Genomic DNA, 15,983 nt, shown 5'->3' with positions numbered 1-15,983 from the left:
CATCTTTAGCGGAACGCTATATACGTTGACGCTTGAGCAGCGCCTCCGCTTCGTCGAGGAACGCCATGCGAAGGGTCATCGTCACCGCCATCTGCCTTGCCGCCGCGACAGGCGCCAACGCCCACGACTGGTACCAAAACAAGGTCGATCCGATAACGAACTTCAAATGTTGCGGCGGCACGGATTGCCGCCCCATACCGGAGTCCTCGGTGCAGTCCAGGGCCGACGGCGGCTATGTCTATCTGCCCGATGGCTTCAACATCCCGCGCGAGCGCGTGCAGGAATCGCCGGACGGCCGATACCATATCTGCGAGAACAGATACGTCATCACCAACCAGCCCTATCTGCGCTGCTTCTTCGCGCCGCGGCTCAAGGTCTCGCGGTTGCTCACGCAGTAACCACCGGCACATGCTCTTTAGGCGCTCACTGCCGACTACCGGCCCGCTGGGCGCGCCCAAGTCCATGCTGACGACGTTGCTGACCGGAGCAAAGCGCGCCGCAAACCGTTAGACCCGACAGTGCTGCAGGGAGTGACAAGGATGGCGCAACAGGTCAAAAGGCAGGAGCCTCTCACCTTTCGCTTCGCCGATGACGGGCTGGTGCCCAATCATCCGCGCTGGCCCATGCTTGTCTATCCCGGCGCTGTGCCGCTGCCGGACGGCGCCGATCCGGCGGCCGTCTTTGAGGATATTTTTGGCGCCAATGGCTGGGGCGACAGCTGGCGCAACGGCATCTACGGCTTCGTCCATTATCACTCGCGCATTCATGAGGTGCTGGGCATCGCGCGCGGCTCCGCCGAGCTGCGCTTCGGCGGCGACAAGGGCAAGGTGCTCGAGGTCAAGGCGGGCGACGTGGCGGTGCTGCCCGCCGGCACGGGCCACCAGCGCCTGTCCGGCTCGGCCGATCTCCTGGTGGTCGGCGCCTATCCGCCCTTCGGCACTTACGATCTGTGCCGGAGCCCCGAGCAGCACGCCGAGGCCCTGCGCTCGATTCCGGAGGTCCGCCGGCCGGACAAGGATCCGCTTTTTGGCGAAGATGGCCCGCTGCTGAAGGCGTGGAGTTAGTTTGCGCCTGAACCGCAACGCGGCGGTCAGCTTACGGATAATGCTCCTTCTTCGGCGCATAGATTGCCGGATCGAAATCCAGCTCCTTCGGCAGCGGCCGGCTTGAGCACTGCAGGTGCGTCTGGCGGGCGAGCAGCAGCCGCTGCTGCCGCTCATGCTCCTTCACGGCCGCCACCATCCCCATGCTGTAGGGTCCAAGCAGCACGCCCATGCCCCAGCCGGGATGGTCCTTCTCGCGCTGCGCATAGTCAGCGGCGGCGGCGCGGGCCTGCTGGCAGCCCGGCGATGCCCATTTCGGATCCTGTTGCGACAGCGACGCGCCGTAGTCGGCCGGAGAGGACACGCATCCAGCCACACCCGCGCAGAGCGCGGCGATCACCGCATGTCTCATCCTTGAGTCCTCGCTAATTTAAGGCCGGAGAGACCACAGAATCCTTCTTCGCACAAGCGAGATGGCGGCAAAGGAGAGAGCCGGACAAGCGCTGTCGCCGCCCGTCGAGGCGTTCTCCGAAATTTTTCAACACCTCGTTCCGTTTTCACCCGCCGCTTCGTCCTTGGTTCGTCCGCACCGAAAAGGAGAGCCGCAATGGCTGGAATGATCGTCATCTACAAGCAGCCAGCCGACGCGCAGGCGTTCGACAGGCACTATTTCGAGACGCATATACCGCTGGCCAAGAAGATACCGGGCTTGAGGAAATACGAAGTAAGCCGGGGGCCGATCACGGCGCTCGCCGGACCGTCCGACGTCTACCTGATCGGGACACTTCATTTCGACGATCTCGACGCCATGAAAAAGGGCTTCGCCAGCCTCGAGGGAAAAGCGGCCGGCGCGGATCGCCGGCTCTACGCGCCGGATGAGTCAGGCGTTCAGATTTTCATTTTCGACAGCATGCTAGTGTGAACGGAAGGGCAGGGCTCGGCGGTCCGACGCCGGATAATCGTTTTCAGGCTGCAACCCCGATTGGCGGTGTGCGTTGTGCAAGCACCCCACCACAGGAGTTAATCCATGCCCGCCATGCGCTTTTCGAGGCCCGTCGCTGTTTTCGTCGGTCTCGGCTTTCCCCACGAGATCGACTCGGTCATCGAGGCTTATCAGTTTCTGGACGAATGGACGGGCAGCCGCAGTCCCAGCCACGCCGCGACATTGGCCTTATGTCAGGCCGCTCTCGGCGGCGAATGCGATGCCGAGGCCGTTCGCGTTGCCTTCGAGGCCTTCGCCGCTGCCCGCGGCATTCTGGCGCCAGACGCATTCGAGCTCGCGGCGGCGCGAGCGGCCGAGGAATGGATGACGCCTTCGCAGCCCACGTGAGGAGAGCGGTCGCCGCGGCTCCCCGGCCGCGGCGTTCGACGATCGACGTGCCCAGCACTCCCGCCGGTGGCGCAGCTTCCGCGAGCCCGCGACCACCCACATCTATCACGATGACGGCTCAGCCTTTGCGCCGGCTGCGCTTCGTCGGGGCCGGATTGTGCGCGGGCCCGTCGGGTCGGTTGCTCGTTGCTTTGCGCGCCAGCGCCTCGGCTGCCAAAGGATCCGGTTGGCCGACAGGGATCGTCACCGCTCCGGGCATCGCGGCGCCCGGCTGTTCCCCCAAGCCTTTGTCCTCGCGCTCGATCTCCTCGCGCGCCTGGTGCCAGTGCTCCTCGTTCTGACCGTGGCCTTCGCCGCTCTGCTTCCAGATCTCGTAGGCGCGGCGCTGGATACGTTCGTATTTGTCGGTCGCCATCATCTCCTCCTCAATCACTGACCTCAACGCGCGCTGACCGCGATTGATCCGCGCAGGAGGCGGAAGAGGACAAGCAGGATCAGAACCTGCGGCTGAGATAGGCCGACCCGGCAAGCCCGAACCGCCACTCGAATTCCACCGCCTTGGTCAGGCCGATCCGGCGGCCGCTGACGATGGCGGAGGGATCGGCCCGCGACGGGGCGAACTCGAAAGGCGGCGTGGAGAGCGGCAGGCGATTGTGCGAGCCGTCGATGCCCAGCGCCTGGCAGAGCTTGCCGGGACCGGAGCAGAGCAGCCGCTCGTCATCTACGCCGCGCCGGCCCCGCATCTCGGCGATGCCGGATAGTGGCTGGAGCGCGCGGATCAGCACGGCGCTGCCCGGCAGGCATACCGCGTTCAGGCACCAGTGCAGGCCATAGGAGCGGTACACATAGGCCGAGCCGGGCGCGCCATACATCGGCGCGTTGCGCGGCGTGCGGCCACGATAGGCATGCGAGGCGGGATCGTCGGGCCGGTAGGCCTCGGTCTCGACGATGATGCCGCCGACACCGGAGAGCGCAAGCGTGGCGCCGATCAGCGCGCGGGCGACCACAAGCGCGTCGCGGGCGAAGAAATCGGCGTCGGCCGGATCGACCATCGTAGGCGTTCGATCAGCCAAGCAAATTGCGCGCCGCGCGCATGAAGATCCGCGAGCCGATCGGGATCAGGTCGTCGGGAAAATCATAGTCGGGGTTGTGCAGCGATGGGTGCCTTTCGCCGGCGCCGAGGAAGAACATGGCCGATTTGGCGCTGTGGCCGAAAATGCCGAAATCCTCCGAGGCGCGCATCGGCAGGGCCGCCTCGCTGCGGGCAACGCCTTCCTGGTCGAGCGCGCGGGCGAGATGTTCCACCGCGTCCGGCGCGTTGACGCTGGCGACGAAGATCTCGTGATAGTCGAAGCGCACCGAGAGACCGTGCTTGGCCGCGATTTTCCCGGCAAGCGCCTCCGCGGCGGCGACGAGTTCGGCCATGCGCTCGTCGCGCCTGGTGCGCAGCGTCGCCCACACTTCCGCATAGCCCGGCGCGATGCCGAACACGGCTTCGCCCATCGAACAATGGGTGACGGTCACCATGCCGAAATCGTCGTCGGCGAAGGTGCCGCGCCCGAGCGCGGGCAGCGCCGGCATCAACTCGCTCACCGCCGGCATCGGCGAGGTGCCGGTTTCCGGCATCGAGGAATGCGCGGTCTTGCCCTCGAGCACGATGCGCATGCCGCGCGAGGCGCAGTTGACGGTGCCGGCCTTGAGCCGCGCCTCGCCGAACGGCACGCCGGGCAGATTGTGCAGCGAAAAGGCGAAGTCCGGCGCGATCTCGGCAAAGCGCGGATCGGCGACGACGCCGGCCGCGCCATTGCCGGTTTCCTCCGCCGGCTGGAACATCAGCACGACGCGCCCGCGCGCCGGCCGGTCACGCCCGAACTGGCGGCCGAGCGCGGCCAGGATCGCGGTGTGCCCATCATGCCCGCACATATGCGACTTGCCCGGCACTTGCGAAGAATGCGCGACGCCCGAAAGCTCCTCGATGGGCAGCGCGTCGAGCTCCGAGCGGAACAGCACCGTCGGCCCGACCTGGCCGCTGTCATAGACCGCCGCCACGCCATGGCCGCCGAGCCCCGTCAGCACCTTGTCGGGCCCGGTATCGGCGAGGAAGTCCACCACTTCCTTCGCCGTCTTCTCCTCCTCGTTGGAAATTTCCGGCTGCCGGTGCAGCTTGCGGCGCCATTCGGTCAGCTCGACGATGTCTCGATTGGTGAGGGTCATGGGTTGGAACTCCGCTTGGGCTTGCCGGTCACACAAACACGATAGGGTTTTTCTCGCGCCGTGCCATGGCGATAAATTCCGCTAGGCCATCGGCGCCCTGTTTTCTCCGAGCTTCTGGCGCCGTCAGTTCCTAATCAGGAAATGCTCCGTAAACCGCTGAAATCCTTAACACGATTTTCATCCCGGTCGCCTAACCAATTAGGTCATGACATGGCATGATGAGCGGCTGGCTGCGGGTCCCTCTTCCGGAGGGCGGAGCGAAGCCGTGGACGCCGGCATCCTGCGCGATCAGCTTGCCGATATGAGCAAGGGCGTCTTCATCTCGATGCCTATCGGCACGGTGCTGGCGGCCCTGATCCTGGCGGTGCAGCTTCTGTCGGGCCGCGGCCTTGCCGCGGTGGCGTGGTTTGCCGCGATCGCCCTGGTCAATGGCGCGCGCGTGGTGCTCGCGCTCGCCCAGTCGGGCGCGGCCGACGAGCGGCCGGAGGCGGTCGGCGTCCGGCTTTCCCTCTATGGCCTGCTGGCGCTGGCGTCGGGTATCGCCTGGTCGTTCCTGGCGCTGCTCAGCGACGGATACACCACCGCCCAGGCGCCGCTCTATCTGATCGTGCTCGCCGGCGCCTCGGCCGGCTCGGTCACCTACTGCACCTCCCACGCGCCGGCCTCGATCAACTTCATCACGCTGCCGCTTCTCACCGCCGCCGCCTGCGTGCTGGCGCAAGGCCGCGTCGAGAACGACGTGCTGGGCTTCACCATCCTGCTGTTCCTCGGCGGCATGATCAGAAGCGCGCTTCTGGGACAATCTCGCTTTCGCGAGACGAGCCGGCTCAAATACGAGGCGCGCGAGTTCGCCGCCGAGATGGAACGCAACTCCAGGCGCGATCCGCTGACGGGCCTGCTCAACCGCAACGGGCTGGAGCAGGCGATCGCCGGGCTCGGCGTTTCCGACGGCCCGTTCGTGGCCATGCTGATCGACCTCGACGGCTTCAAATCCGTCAACGACACCTATGGCCACACCATCGGCGACGGCCTGCTGGTCAAGGTGGCGCGCCGGATCGAGGACCACGCCCCGCATGGGGCCACGATCGCGCGCATCGGCGGCGACGAGTTCGTGCTGCTCTTCTCCGCCTGCAGGTCGCCGCAGGCGGCCGGCGAGCTTGCATCCACCATCATCGCGGCCATCGCCAATCCGGATCCGGAGCTGAATTCGGTGCGCGTCGGCGCCTCGATCGGCATCTATCAGGCGGACAAGCCGCAATTGACGGAGATGCTGCTCAAGGCCGATTTCGCGCTCTATTCGGCCAAGCGCGGCGGCAGGAACGAATACTGCCTGTTCGACGCGGATCTCGACGCCGCGCTGGAGCGCAGGAACCGCATCGAGCGCGATCTGCGTGGAGCTATCGAAAACGGTGCTCTTTGCTGCTGGTTCCAGCCGCTGGTGCGGCTCGACACCAGCGCGGTCGTCGGCTTCGAGGCGCTGCTGCGCTGGCAGCACGAGGTCCATGGCGCCATCTCGCCGCCCGAGATCGTCACCGCCGCGCGCGAGACCGGCCTGCTTTCGCTTTTGACCGAAACGGTGTTCCTCAATTGCTGCGCCATGATCGCAGAGCTGGTGCGGCAGGGTCGGCCGGATGTGCGGGTGGCGATGAACCTTTCACCGCGCGAGCTCGAGGCCGGCAATGTCGACGACATGATCCTCGACGGCCTCAAGGCGAAGAACGTGCCGGCCGCGATGCTCGAGATCGAGATCACCGAGGAGGCGCCGGTCGACCGCGACCGGGTCGGCCAAAAGGTCGGGCGCCTGGCGGATGCCGGCATATCGATCGTTCTCGACGATTTCGGCACCGGTTTCTCGACCCTGGTGTCGCTGAAGGACAGCCGCATCCGCAAGATCAAGATCGACAAGGATTTCGTGCGCGACCTTGCGAAATCCGTGGAGGACCAGGCCGTGGTCGAGGCGGTGATCGGCCTTGGCCGCACGCTGGGGATAGAGGTGATGGCCGAGGGCGTAGAGACGGATGCCGACCGCATGATCCTGCGCTCGCTGGGCTGCATGATCGCGCAGGGCTATCTGTTTTCGGCGGCACTGCCGATGCACGACGCGCTCGCTTTCGACGCGGCCGGCGAGGTTATTTTCGAGCCGTTGCGCAATCCCCGCAGCGGCAGCGCCGCCTGACAAAGGCGGGGGAGAGGTGGCTGGGCGAAGCCGAGACGGAGAGCGGGGCGCCCTATGCGATTGCTTTGGGTGGCGCTCTCGTGAAACCTTTTGATTTTTGGGCCGTTGTCGCGCGATGCCCCCGGCCAAGCGCAAACCGAAACCGGACGACAGTGCCATTGAGCGCGGTGAAAGCAAGCCGCGCCCGGCGTCGCGCGCCAATGCCCCGCGCCACGAAAAGCCGCGCCAGCCGAAACCGCGTGGCGCTGTGAAGCCGCGCGCGGATAAGGCAGCGGAAGACGAACCAGAAGACAGGCTGAAAGGCGACAAGGCGCGCCAAGGCAGGCCACCGGCCGGCGGGAGCCCGCCGGAGGAAAAGCCACCCGCCGATGCCGCGCCCGAGGCCATCGGCCATGCCGGGTCGCCGCCGCCCGAGGCCGCCGAGCCGGGTCCTCAGCTTTCGCCCGAAGAGGCCGAGCGGGCGCGCAAGAAGTATCTTCTGCGGCGCTTCTGGATCAGCGGCCGCGGCTATTGGGGTTTGCACGGCGACAGGCTCGCCTGGCCCCTGACCATCGGGCTGCTCACGCTGATCTGCGTCAATGTCGGTTTTCAGTACGGCATCAACCGCTGGAACCGCGCGATCTTCGACGCCATCGAGCAGCGCGACGCCCACACCGTCTATTGGCTGAGCGCCATCTTCCTGCCGCTGGTCGCCGGCAGCATCACCTTGGTTGTCGCCCAGGTCTATCTGCGCATGACCATGCAGCGCCGCTGGCGCTCCTGGCTGACCACGGCGGTCATCCAGCGCTGGCTGGCCAGCGGCCGCTACTACCAGCTCAACCTCGTCAAGGGCGATCACGCCAACCCCGAGGCCCGGCTGACCGAGGATCTCAGGATCGCCACGGAATCGCCGGTGGATTTCGTCGCCGGCGTCCTCAACGCCTTCCTGTCGGCCTCGACCTTCATCGTGGTGCTGTGGACCATCGGCGGCGCGCTGAGCTTTTCGCTCGGCGGCTCGGTCATCACCGTGCCCGGCTTCCTCGTCGTCACCGCCGTCATCTATGCGGCGATCACCTCGACCTCGATGTTCTTCATCGGCCGCCATTTCGTCGAGCTTTCCGAGCAGAAGAACCAGACGGAAGCCGAGTTCCGCTACGTGCTGACGCGCGTGCGCGAAAACGGCGAGAGCATCGCGCTGCTCGGCGGCGAGGAGGAGGAAAATGCCGGCATCTTCCGGTCCTTCGCCGCAGTGCTCAGCCGCTGGGCGCGCCTCACCGGCCAGCACATGCGCACCACGCTCGTCTCGCAGGGCTCCAGCCTGTTCGCGCCGGTCGTGCCGGTGCTTTTATGCGCCCCGAAATTCCTCGACGGCTCGATGAGCCTTGGACAGGTCATGCAGGCGGCCTCCGCCTTCGCCATGGTGCAAGGCGCATTTGGCTGGCTGGTCGACAATTATCCCCGGCTTGCCGATTGGAACGCCTCGGCCCGCCGCATCGCCTCGCTGATGATGTCGCTCGACGGGCTGGAGCGGGCCGAAGCGAACGACAGGCTGGGCCGCATCCAGCGCGGCGAGACCGAGAACGGCGCCATGCTCAGCCTCAGGAATCTCTCCGTGACGCTCGACGACGGCACTTCGGTGGTGAAGGAAACCGAGGTGGAGATCCAGCCCGGCGAGCGCGTGCTGGTCTCGGGCGAATCCGGCACCGGCAAGTCGACGCTGGTGCGCGCCATTGCGGGCCTGTGGCCCTGGGGCAGCGGCAGCGTCGATTTCCACCCGGGCAAGCGGCTCTTCATGCTGCCGCAGCGTCCCTATATCCCGTCCGGCACGCTGCGCCGCGCCACCTGCTATCCGGCCGCCGCCGACAATTGGAAGACGAAAGAGATCGCCGCTGCCCTCGACAAGGTCGGTCTCGGCTATCTGAAGGACCGGCTGGAGGAGGAGGCGCCGTGGGACCAGACGCTGTCCGGCGGCGAGAAGCAGCGCCTCGCCTTCGCCCGCCTCCTGCTGCATGCGCCCGACATCGTCGTGCTCGACGAGGCGACCTCGGCGCTGGACGAGAAGAGCCAGGACACGATGATGCAGACGGTGATGAAGGAACTGCCCACCGTCACCATCATCAGCGTCGCCCACCGCGCCGAGCTGGAAGCGTTTCATACGCGCAAGATCACGCTGGAGCGGCGTGAGGGCGGCGCGCGGCTGGTGAGCGATGTCGAGCTCGTGTCGAGGAAGAGGAAGCGCGGCCTGATCCGGCGGGCGCTGTGGGGAAGTGGCGTGAATGGCAAAGGGTAAGGGGAGCGGACCGAGGTTGCGCGCAGCTTGGCGCATGCATCGTCCAACGTAGCGCTGGTCGACCCCCACTCCGTCTCGACTTCGCCGAGCCACCTCTCCCCCGATCGACGGGGTAGAGGAAAGGCGCCAGCAGCGCTCCCTTCCTTTCCCTCCGGAGGGGGAAAGGTGGCGCTGCGAAGCAGCGACGGATTGGGGGAACCACGTGCAATCAAGCCTCAGGTCTATCAGTCACGCCAATCACAGAGGATGTGCATAGCGTAGACGAAGTGGGGGAGAGGTGGGCTCGGCGCGCAGCGCCGAGACGGAGCGGGGGCAGCGCTGTCCGGCGATTGTCCACCACGATTGGCCCGCCAAGTCTCGCCGACCCTGAACGCACCGTTGAGCGGTTCACCGTTTCCATGAAACGAAGAACCACCTAGAGTCCCGGACGGCAGACGGGAAACTACGGGGAGGGAACACCGAGATGAGCGAAGTAAGGCAACTCGGCGAGATCGCCAGCTATCACGCCCATATCTATTTCGACGGGCCGGCCGAGCGCCGGCACGCCGAATGGCTGCGCGAGCGCATCGGCGAGCGGTTTCGCGTGCGCCTGGGCAACTGGCATGACAGGAAGGTCGGCCCGCATGACCAGGCGATGTACCAGGTCTCCTTCGCCACCGGCCTTTTCGCCACGCTGGTTCCGTGGCTGATGCTGAACCATGGCGGCTTGAGCATCCTGATCCACCCCAACACCGCCAACGCCAGGCGCGACCACCTCGTCGACCCGCTCTGGATCGGACAACCCCTGGCGGTGCATGGCGAGGTCCTGCCCGACGAGGATCACGAGGCGGAAGCGGCGCTGGAGGTCAACACCGAGCCGACGCTCGCTGTGTAGCAGCCCGTCGGCCTAGCCCCCAAAATCAGTGGTGTCGGGGCGCGTCGCCGCCCGGTTCTCCGCGTAGGTCGCTCTTTCCGGGACTTCTGTCAGTCGGTTGTCAGCTTGGATTCGCTATGCCTCGCCAATGACGCGCCCAAGCCGTCACGGCCTGTGGCTGAATCCTCAGCCGCGCCGCAACCTCCCAACCAGATGGAGATCCCATGTATCGCACTCTTCTTATCGCCGCCCTCGCGGGCGTGATCGCCGGACCGGCTCTGGCGGCCGGCACCTGCAGCACCGCCGCGAAATCCAAGTTCCAGCCCAAGGCGACGCTCGAGGCGCAGTTGAAGGCCGAGGGCCTCAAAGTGCGCCAGATCAAGACCGAGAAGGGCTGCTACGAGGTCTATGCGATCGACAAGGACGGCAAGAAGGTAAACACCGCCTACAATGCCGAGACGCTGGAGAAACTCGACAATGCCGAAGCCGGCGAGAACTGATCGGGCCTTGCCGGCACAGGCCCAGGCGCACCGCGACGTGGTGCGCGTCTGGGACCGTGTCGTGCGCGGCTTCCACTGGGCGCTGGTGCTGAGCTTCGCAATCGCCTGGTTCACCCCTAAAAGCGCCGAGAACATCCACCACTGGGCCGGCTACGCCGCCGCCTCGCTTGTCGCAATGCGGCTGGTGTGGGGCATCGTCGGCACGCCCTATGCGCGCTTCTCGCAATTCGTGCGCGATCCCGCGACGGTGCTGCGCTATCTCCTTGCCATCATCAAGGGCAGCGAGGCCCGCTATATCGGCCACAACCCGGCGGGCGGCGCGATGGTGATCGTGCTGATGGCCATGATGGTGTCGGTGGCGGTGACCGGGTGGATGCAGACCACGGACGCGTATTTCGGCGTGTCATGGGTGGAGGACGCGCACAGCCTGGCCGCCCACGGCCTGCTCGCGCTGGTGCTCGTCCATATCGGCGGCGTGGCGCTGGCAAGCCTTCGCCACAATGAAAACCTTGTTCGCGCCATGATCACCGGCCGCAAGCGCAAAGCCGCGCCTGCCGACATCGCCTGAACGCGCCCCGGACGGGGCAACCGCGGGCGCCTGCCTGACGCCCGCGGAAACATATGAACGTTGCGCGCCGAGGCGTTCCCGGCCTCGGCATGTGCGCGTGCCTGAAAAGACGGAGCAAGCCCGATGCGGCGCTATTCACAGATCACCATCGCCATTCACTGGCTCACGGCCCTGCTGGTCGTCATTACCTGGTTGACCGCCGAGGGCGGGCGCCATGCGCGCGCCGACCCGCCCTACCTGCATTTCACCCTCGGCCTCGCCGTGCTGCTGCTGGTCGTGCCGCGCCTCTTGGCGCGCTGGCTGGGCGCTGCCCCCCGCGTCGAGGACCCGCAGAGCCGCTGGATGGACCTTGCCGCGCGCGCCGGGCACACGGTGCTCTATCTGTTCCTCATCGCGCTGCCGCTGAGCGGCTGGTATGCCGCCTCGCGGCTCGGCATCCAGATCTCCTTCCTGGGGCTGGACCTGCCGGCGCTCGCCGCGCCCGTGCAGGGCGCGCCGGGCCTGATCGCCGACCTGCACGAAACCGGCGGCACGCTGATCCTGTGGCTGGCCGGCGCCCATGCGCTGATCGCGATATGGCACCAGTTCGTCATGAAGGACGGAACGCTGGAGCGCATGAACCCGCTCGCCTCGAACGAGCTCGCCGACAGCCGCGAATAGCAGCGCCCGGGCTGGACCGAAGGCTGCGCCGGCGTTGGCTGCGCAAGCGGCGCCGGCGGTCAACACCGGTCCGACGCGTGACCAGCAGGCCGCGTTCCGGGTGGCCGGCGCCTGTTGCCTGATTGGGAGCACCCGCCCCGACGCCGGCCCGGCGAACCTGCGTCCGCCGCATATTCAAGATAGCTAAAAAACAGCCGCCGCGGGATGGCGCGATCGCATAAGCCTTGGCGGGGGCCGTCGTCCCACAACTCCGCCCGGTTCTCCCGCGCCGGCCGGCCGAGCGCACGCGGCTCGCCGGTGGCCGGCGCGCAGGCGTCAGCGCCAAGCGGCCCGCGAAACGGCGCGAATCCCGGCATCCGCGCCGCCGCGAAAATCGGTGCGTGAAACCCCTTTCATGCGCTATGATGCGCTCCGCCGCATTGGGGGGCGGCATGCCTGTCGAGACGGCACTGGATTGTCCCCATCAATGCCTTTCCACCGCCGGAGGGACATCGTGAACCTCTTGATTGTCTATGGAACGACTGAAGGGCAGACCAGGAAAGTCGCCGATCGGATGGCGACCGACATTCGCGGGCGCGGGCATCAGGTCGAGCTGCTGGACAGCGCGAAGTTCACGCCCGATTTGAAGCTCGGGCATTTCGACGCCTTCATTATCGCCGCGTCGGTCCACCAGGAGCACCATCAGGAAGCCGTCACGACCTTCGTGTTCGCGCATCGCGACCTGTTGAGCGGCAAGCCTTCGGCGCTGATATCGGTCAGCCTGTCGGCGGCGCTGGAAGGCCACGAGGCCGCTGCCCAAAAATATGTCGACCGCTTCGTCTCCGTGACCGGGTGGCAGCCCAGCATGACGCTTCTGCTGGGCGGCGCCTTGCGCTTCACCAAATACGATTACTTCCAGGAGCAGTTCGTCAAATTCGTCGTCATGAAGGGCGAGGATCCAGGCCCCGGGCAGGATCACGAATTCACCGACTGGAACGCGCTCGCCGGCTTCACCGACCGGTTCCTCGCGATGATCGGGCAGGCATAGGCTGAGCCGGCCGGTCAAGCACCGGCTCCCGGCTCATGCAAGCGCGCGGTCAGCGCCGTTTCGAAAGCCGGTCGAAATTGCGCCGCACCTGCCTGGCCGCGGGCAACAGGGCAGCCGCCGCCGCCTCCATCGCCACCGTCCCATCGCAAAGCGACGGGCTTTTGCCGGAAAGGACGTCAGGCCAGAAGCGCAAGGCCGCCTCGAGCATCTTTGCCTGCGCCGCGAACAGCCCTTGTGTTCCCGCAAGCGCCTTTTCCTGCAACGCCTGCAAGGCTTCCCGCCCGTTGGGCGCGTGGCTCATGGCATCCAGCACCAGCAGCGGCACCCGCATACCGATCACCGCTGGTGCCAGCAAGAGATCGCTGCCGGAGTGCTTCCTGCGTTTCCTGCGAACAGCCATGGATACCTTGCCTCTTGTGCCGGGAACGATGGCGAAACTACGCGCCAGCGGCAGGATGGTTCCACGCCAGGGGTGCAACTGTGCCGGGAAGGGGACAACCGGACCAGCTAACATATTCAGAGTTGCTAAATTAGCCTGTGCGACACGCGTGTGTGTGTCCAGTTCATGTCGGGGCCGCGCAACGGGTGGCATAATCCAGGCTGGAAAAGAATCTGAACACAGCCCGGCCGTTACTGGTGATGTTCTGGGAACACACCCGCGATAAAGCCCGGTAGCGAGCGCTTCTACTGCTTGCCAAACCGACGGCCGGCACATAAGCCTGCATATCTGCGATCATCGATCCTCGGGGGAGGGGCTTGTGGCGAAACCAAAACAGCTTGCGGCGAAATGCGTGGCGTTGCGCCTCGGGGCAGCGATCCTCGCCATGCCGGTCGCCGACGCGCTGGCCGATAATGTCGTTCCGGACGACCAGATCGTGCAAGGAAGCCTCTGCGTCGGGTTCGACTGCGTCGACAACGAGTCCTTCGGGTTCAACACGATCGTCGTGAAGGAAAACAACACGCGCATCTACTTCGACGACACGAGCACGAACGCCGGATTTGCCGCCAATGACTGGGCGCTGATTGCGAACGATCCCGGCTCCGGTGGCGCCAACTACTTCGGCATCCAGGATGCGACGAGCAACAAGATGGTGTTCCGCGTCGATGCGGGCGCTCCCGAAAATTCGGTCTATGTCAACAGCTTCGGCAATCTGGGCCTGGGTACGTCCAACCCGGCTCTCGGGCTGCAGATAACCCGAAGCGACACGCCGGCGATCCGCCTGGAGCAGACAAGCGCCGGCGGCTTCACGGCGCAGACCTGGGACGTCGGCGGCAACGAAGCGAATTTCTTCATACGCGACTTGACGAACGGCAGCCTGCTTCCTTTCCGCATCCGGCCCGGCGCGCCCACGAGCAGCCTCGACATTGCCTCGAACGGCAATGTCGGTCTCGGCACCGCTGCCCCCACCAGCAAGCTGCATGTCTATGGAGCCGCCAACCAGGATACGTTCGAGACGATCGGCGTGTCCTCGGCGGCCAACGCCGATGCGCTGACCTTCGGCTATGGCGGCGCGAGCCTTGGCGTCGGCACCTCGCTGATCAACGCGCATTCGGCCACCGGCTCGAGCGGCCGGCTTCTGCTTGCCACCGATGGCGTGACCCGCATGACCATCGCTGCAAACGGCAATGTGGGCATCGGCACGACCGCGCCGGCCGCCGGCCTCGATGTCGTGGGCACCGTTCGTTTCGCATCGCTTGCGGGTTGCACCTCCGGCATCGGCACCAATGCCGCGGGCGACCTGGCCTGCATCAGCGGTGGCGGCGGAAATCCGCCCTATTATGACACGACCGCCTCCGGCACGCAGCCGAACGCCAGCGGCACCAACTCCACCGCGGCCGGCTCCGGCAGCAACGCCAGCGGCACCAATGCACTGGCCGGCGGCACCAACAACCAGTCGCAAGGCGACAACACCACCGTCATCGGCTCGAACAACAGCGTCACCGGCGACGACAGCGGCGCCTTCGGCACCGGCAACACCGTCAGGGGCAATGGCAGCTACGCGATCGGCGACCCCAATGTCGTCAATGGCGACAAGTCCTTCGTCTATGGCGACGACAATGTCGTCAACGCCCCGAACGTCGCCGGCAACGGCAACGGCATCCAGGTCTTCGGCTCGAACAACATTGTCGCCAGCACCGCCAATTCGTCGGGATCGGTGGTGATCGGATCGGGCAGCACGGTCAACGCCACCAATGCGATGGCGTTCGGCAATGGCACGACGGTGACCGGCGCCAACGCGATCGCCATGGGGTCTGGCGCATCCTCGGCCGGCCTGAACGCCGTTGCGATCGGCACCGGCGCCAGCGCCGCCTATGCGGGCTCGGCCGCCTACGGCTCGGGCGCGGTCGCCACAAGGCAGAACGAGCAGGTGTTCGGAACGGCGGGCAACACTTATTCGATGCCCGGCCTGACGTCGTCGGCGAGCTCATCGGCCCAGAGCGGCGCGATCGAGATCGTCACCACCGATGCCAGCGGCCATCTCGCTTCCGTGACCCCGGGCGCGCTCGGCTTTGCCGATCCCGCGCAATTCAACAGCCTCAACTCCCGCATCGACAGCGTCGGCAGCCGCGCCTATTCCGGCGTCGCCATGGCGATGGCGCTGGCCGGCGCGCCGACCGTGCTGCCGGACGAAAAATTCGTCACCACCTTGAACTGGGGCACCTTCGAGGGCGCCAACGCCTTTGCGCTCAGCGCCGGCGCCCGGCTCGGCTCGCAACTCCAGCTCAATGGCGGCATCGCCTTCGATCCCAACCGGAACATGGCCGGCGGACGGCTGGGCCTGAGGATGAGCTGGTAGGAAGCGCCGGCGCGCCAGGATGATCCCAATGCGAACAGTGACGATTCTCCTGGCGGCGATGCTGGCCGTGTGCGCCGCCGGACCTGGCCTTGCCCAGACGCAGACCCAGGCGCCGGCGCCGGGCAAGAAGAAGGCGGCGCCGGCAGCGCCGGCGCCGGCGGCCCCCGCCTGGCCGGCGAACGCCGCGCAGGCCATCTACCTCGCTCGCAGCACGATGATGGCCCTCCAGCAGGCGGTGGAAACAGGCAACTTCACTGTGCTGAGGGACATGGGTTCGCCAGGCTTCCGCGCCCAGAACACCGCCGCCGACCTTGCGATCAGGTTCCAGGCGCTGCGCCAGTCCGGCGCCGACCTGACGGCGGTTGCCGTCATCGCCCCGCAGCTCTCCACGCCGCCCTTTCTCGATCCCCAGAAGCAGCTGCACCTTGTCGGCCTGTTTCCCACGCAGCCGCTGGAGATCGATTTCGACCTGTCTTTCGAAAACGTCGACAACCGCTGGCGGATATCAGCCATCGGCGTGACGACCGCCCCGGCGCCGAAAGGGC

18 protein-coding genes are annotated in these 15,983 nt (G+C 66.3%); 13 read left to right on the top strand and 5 right to left on the bottom strand.

Annotated features, from left to right (window positions below; all coding sequences use genetic code 11):
- The first annotated feature begins 65 nt into the window (after nt 1-65).
- Both E5X34_RS19755 and E5X34_RS19750 read left to right on the top strand, forming a co-directional pair.
- Nucleotides 66-398 carry a hypothetical protein gene (locus E5X34_RS19755; protein WP_292568061.1) on the top strand — a complete coding sequence of 111 codons (333 nt, stop codon included), beginning with the start codon at nt 66-68 and terminating at the stop codon, nt 396-398.
- Between the two features lie 141 nt (nt 399-539).
- The gene (locus tag E5X34_RS19750) at nt 540-1,064 is read left to right on the top strand and encodes a cupin (protein ID WP_292568060.1); all 525 of its coding nucleotides are present in this window, start codon (nt 540-542) and stop codon (nt 1,062-1,064) included.
- A gap of 31 nt (nt 1,065-1,095) precedes the next feature.
- Here the strand turns inward: E5X34_RS19750 and E5X34_RS19745 are convergent, their stop codons facing one another.
- The gene (locus E5X34_RS19745) at nt 1,096-1,455 is read right to left on the bottom strand and encodes a hypothetical protein (RefSeq protein WP_292568059.1); all 360 of its coding nucleotides are present in this window, start codon (nt 1,453-1,455) and stop codon (nt 1,096-1,098) included.
- Nucleotides 1,456-1,650: 195 nt separating this feature from the next.
- Between E5X34_RS19745 and E5X34_RS19740 the strand changes: the two genes are divergently transcribed.
- Both E5X34_RS19740 and E5X34_RS19735 read left to right on the top strand, forming a co-directional pair.
- Nucleotides 1,651-1,965, top strand: a complete 315-nt coding sequence (locus tag E5X34_RS19740) for an EthD family reductase (RefSeq protein WP_292568058.1) — start codon at nt 1,651-1,653, stop codon at nt 1,963-1,965.
- 105 nt (nt 1,966-2,070) lie between these two features.
- Nucleotides 2,071-2,373, top strand: a complete 303-nt coding sequence (locus tag E5X34_RS19735) for a DUF982 domain-containing protein (protein ID WP_292568057.1) — start codon at nt 2,071-2,073, stop codon at nt 2,371-2,373.
- A gap of 118 nt (nt 2,374-2,491) precedes the next feature.
- Here the strand turns inward: E5X34_RS19735 and E5X34_RS19730 are convergent, their stop codons facing one another.
- The 3 genes from E5X34_RS19730 to E5X34_RS19720 form a co-directional block, all read right to left on the bottom strand.
- Nucleotides 2,492-2,788, bottom strand: a complete 297-nt coding sequence (locus E5X34_RS19730; RefSeq protein ID WP_292568056.1) for a DUF2934 domain-containing protein — start codon at nt 2,786-2,788, stop codon at nt 2,492-2,494.
- 79 nt (nt 2,789-2,867) lie between these two features.
- Nucleotides 2,868-3,425: a DNA-3-methyladenine glycosylase gene (locus E5X34_RS19725; RefSeq protein ID WP_292568055.1), complete on the bottom strand. Its 558-nt coding sequence runs from the start codon at nt 3,423-3,425 to the stop codon at nt 2,868-2,870.
- Nucleotides 3,426-3,438: 13 nt separating this feature from the next.
- Nucleotides 3,439-4,587, bottom strand: a complete 1,149-nt coding sequence (locus E5X34_RS19720) for an amidohydrolase (RefSeq protein ID WP_292568054.1) — start codon at nt 4,585-4,587, stop codon at nt 3,439-3,441.
- 265 nt (nt 4,588-4,852) lie between these two features.
- Between E5X34_RS19720 and E5X34_RS19715 the strand changes: the two genes are divergently transcribed.
- From E5X34_RS19715 to E5X34_RS19685, 7 genes are all read left to right on the top strand, one after another.
- Complete coding sequence (locus tag E5X34_RS19715) at nt 4,853-6,763, top strand: EAL domain-containing protein (protein ID WP_292568052.1); 1,911 nt, start codon at nt 4,853-4,855, stop codon at nt 6,761-6,763.
- Between the two features lie 115 nt (nt 6,764-6,878).
- Entirely contained in the window at nt 6,879-9,032 is a 2,154-nt protein-coding gene (locus E5X34_RS19710) for an ATP-binding cassette domain-containing protein (protein ID WP_292568050.1), read from the top strand.
- A gap of 463 nt (nt 9,033-9,495) precedes the next feature.
- Nucleotides 9,496-9,906, top strand: coding sequence for a DOPA 4,5-dioxygenase family protein (locus E5X34_RS19705; protein ID WP_292568048.1), 411 nt, complete (start codon nt 9,496-9,498; stop codon nt 9,904-9,906).
- Between the two features lie 203 nt (nt 9,907-10,109).
- The gene (locus tag E5X34_RS19700; RefSeq protein ID WP_126061599.1) at nt 10,110-10,385 is read left to right on the top strand and encodes a PepSY domain-containing protein; all 276 of its coding nucleotides are present in this window, start codon (nt 10,110-10,112) and stop codon (nt 10,383-10,385) included.
- A complete protein-coding gene (locus tag E5X34_RS19695) occupies nt 10,363-10,953 on the top strand; it encodes a cytochrome b/b6 domain-containing protein (protein ID WP_292568046.1) in 591 nt (196 codons plus the stop codon). Before E5X34_RS19700 ends, E5X34_RS19695 begins: the two co-directional genes overlap by 23 nt.
- Nucleotides 10,954-11,076: 123 nt before the next feature.
- Nucleotides 11,077-11,613 (top strand): cytochrome b/b6 domain-containing protein, encoded by a 537-nt coding sequence (locus E5X34_RS19690; protein ID WP_292568044.1) that lies wholly within the window; start codon nt 11,077-11,079, stop codon nt 11,611-11,613.
- 493 nt (nt 11,614-12,106) lie between these two features.
- On the top strand, nt 12,107-12,640 hold the full coding sequence (locus E5X34_RS19685; RefSeq protein WP_292568042.1) for a flavodoxin domain-containing protein: 534 nt from the start codon (nt 12,107-12,109) through the stop codon (nt 12,638-12,640).
- A gap of 49 nt (nt 12,641-12,689) precedes the next feature.
- On the opposite strand, the gene E5X34_RS19680 is transcribed toward E5X34_RS19685, so the two are convergent.
- The gene (locus E5X34_RS19680; protein ID WP_292568041.1) at nt 12,690-13,040 is read right to left on the bottom strand and encodes a hypothetical protein; all 351 of its coding nucleotides are present in this window, start codon (nt 13,038-13,040) and stop codon (nt 12,690-12,692) included.
- A gap of 358 nt (nt 13,041-13,398) precedes the next feature.
- Between E5X34_RS19680 and E5X34_RS19675 the strand changes: the two genes are divergently transcribed.
- Both E5X34_RS19675 and E5X34_RS19670 read left to right on the top strand, forming a co-directional pair.
- A complete protein-coding gene (locus E5X34_RS19675; RefSeq protein ID WP_292568040.1) occupies nt 13,399-15,438 on the top strand; it encodes a hypothetical protein in 2,040 nt (679 codons plus the stop codon).
- 28 nt (nt 15,439-15,466) lie between these two features.
- Nucleotides 15,467-15,983, top strand: a 517-nt coding sequence (locus E5X34_RS19670) for a hypothetical protein (RefSeq protein WP_292568038.1), incomplete at its 3' end; no start/stop codon positions are given.

The organism is Mesorhizobium sp. (assembly GCF_004963255.1).
GTDB lineage: Bacteria > Pseudomonadota > Alphaproteobacteria > Rhizobiales > Rhizobiaceae > Mesorhizobium.
The sequence above is the reverse complement of the archived record's forward strand: the minus strand, read 5'-3'. Positions and strand labels throughout refer to the sequence as shown.

Excerpts from the sequence above, each read along its gene's own strand:
- E5X34_RS19755 (WP_292568061.1), top strand. The coding sequence starts at position 66 with ATGCGAAGGGTCATCGTCACCGCCATCTGCCTTGCCGCCGCGACAGGC.
- E5X34_RS19750 (WP_292568060.1), top strand. The coding sequence starts at position 540 with ATGGCGCAACAGGTCAAAAGGCAGGAGCCTCTCACCTTTCGCTTCGCC.
- E5X34_RS19745 (WP_292568059.1), bottom strand. The coding sequence starts at position 1,455 with ATGAGACATGCGGTGATCGCCGCGCTCTGCGCGGGTGTGGCTGGATGC.
- E5X34_RS19740 (WP_292568058.1), top strand. The coding sequence starts at position 1,651 with ATGGCTGGAATGATCGTCATCTACAAGCAGCCAGCCGACGCGCAGGCG.
- E5X34_RS19735 (WP_292568057.1), top strand. The coding sequence starts at position 2,071 with ATGCCCGCCATGCGCTTTTCGAGGCCCGTCGCTGTTTTCGTCGGTCTC.
- E5X34_RS19730 (WP_292568056.1), bottom strand. The coding sequence starts at position 2,788 with ATGGCGACCGACAAATACGAACGTATCCAGCGCCGCGCCTACGAGATC.
- E5X34_RS19725 (WP_292568055.1), bottom strand. The coding sequence starts at position 3,425 with ATGGTCGATCCGGCCGACGCCGATTTCTTCGCCCGCGACGCGCTTGTG.
- E5X34_RS19720 (WP_292568054.1), bottom strand. The coding sequence starts at position 4,587 with ATGACCCTCACCAATCGAGACATCGTCGAGCTGACCGAATGGCGCCGC.
- E5X34_RS19710 (WP_292568050.1), top strand. The coding sequence starts at position 6,879 with ATGCCCCCGGCCAAGCGCAAACCGAAACCGGACGACAGTGCCATTGAG.
- E5X34_RS19705 (WP_292568048.1), top strand. The coding sequence starts at position 9,496 with ATGAGCGAAGTAAGGCAACTCGGCGAGATCGCCAGCTATCACGCCCAT.
- E5X34_RS19700 (WP_126061599.1), top strand. The coding sequence starts at position 10,110 with ATGTATCGCACTCTTCTTATCGCCGCCCTCGCGGGCGTGATCGCCGGA.
- E5X34_RS19695 (WP_292568046.1), top strand. The coding sequence starts at position 10,363 with ATGCCGAAGCCGGCGAGAACTGATCGGGCCTTGCCGGCACAGGCCCAG.
- E5X34_RS19690 (WP_292568044.1), top strand. The coding sequence starts at position 11,077 with ATGCGGCGCTATTCACAGATCACCATCGCCATTCACTGGCTCACGGCC.
- E5X34_RS19680 (WP_292568041.1), bottom strand. The coding sequence starts at position 13,040 with ATGGCTGTTCGCAGGAAACGCAGGAAGCACTCCGGCAGCGATCTCTTG.